This window comes from Bartonella sp. ML69XJBT (genome assembly GCF_028618515.1).
Classification (GTDB): Bacteria; Pseudomonadota; Alphaproteobacteria; order Rhizobiales; family Rhizobiaceae; genus Bartonella.
Map to the genome: position 1 here is coordinate 1 of NZ_JAQITB010000117.1, position 1,210 is coordinate 1,210.

General features: G+C 47.1%; 1 protein-coding gene. It reads left to right on the forward strand.

What is annotated here, in order from left to right; translation table 11 throughout:
* Window positions 1-1,210: phage terminase large subunit family protein (locus tag PVV68_RS10410; protein ID WP_273783040.1), on the forward strand; the 1,210-nt coding region annotated here is incomplete at both ends.

Here is a 1,210-nt window from a genome sequence, read left to right on the forward strand (position 1 = left end):
AAAGAGTTTGATGGTGGTGCATTGATGCTTACAGGAGCAAACAGTGCAGCTGGTTTGCGTTCCATGCCTATTCGTTATCTGATTTTAGATGAGGTGGACGCCTATCCTCTCAGTGTGGATAACGAAGGTGATCCGGTGATGATTGCCGAAAAACGTACCTCAACCTTTGTGCAGAGAAAGATTTTTAAATTGTCTACACCAACACACCGTGACACAAGCCGTATCGCCAAGGATTTTGTGCTAGGAGACCAGCGATATTACAATGTCCCTTGTGATGCGTGTGGTGTTCTACAGCCCATTGTTTGGTCACAAATCAAGTGGCCAAAAAGCGCCCCCGAAAAAGCTGTGTTTGTTTGTGCCCATTGTGGTCATGAACATGCCGAGCACAGAAAAACAGATCTCATGAGTGAAGAAAGAGGTGCGTGCTGGGTGCCAACCAGTGAATCAAGCAGACCGAATTTGCGTTCTTACCATATTTCGGCACTTTATTCTCCTTGGCTTACTTGGGGGGAATGCGCAAGAGAGTTTTTAGATGCCAAGGATGATCCGGCACTTTTGCAGCCTTTTGTCAACACAGTGCTTGGAGAGCCATGGGAAGACAGAACAGGCGAAGTTGTTGATCCTGATAGCCTCTATGCAAAACGCGAAGATTATCCCCTTGCACCAGAACAAGCCGTGTTGTTGACAGCGGGTATTGATGTGCAAAATGACCGGTTAGAGCTTGAAGTGGTGGGATGGGGACGCAGTGAAGAAAGCTGGCATATTGATTATCACGTCATTCCTGGTGATCCCTCTTCTTTTGAAGTATGGGACCAATTGGATGAATATCTTGCAAGACGCTGGCCGCATCTAGGTTACAAAGACGGCATCAAGATAACGGCTGCTTGTATTGATACCGGTGGTGGACACACACAGGCGGTTTATAATTATGTACGCCCCCGTGAGGGGCGGCGCATCTGGGGCATTAAGGGACAGGCTGGTTGGCGAGCGGTATGGCCACGCCGCCCAAGCAAAAACAATAAGGGGCAGATTAATCTTTATATTGTTGGGGTTGATGCAGCAAAAGATATTATCACGGCACGGTTTAAAAAATCCGGTCCTGAAGCATCGGGGGCTGGTGCAACACACTTTCACAAAAACCTTGATCGGGAATATTTTGACCAGCTAACCGCTGAAAGAAAAGTCATCAAATATTTTAAAGGCTTTAAGC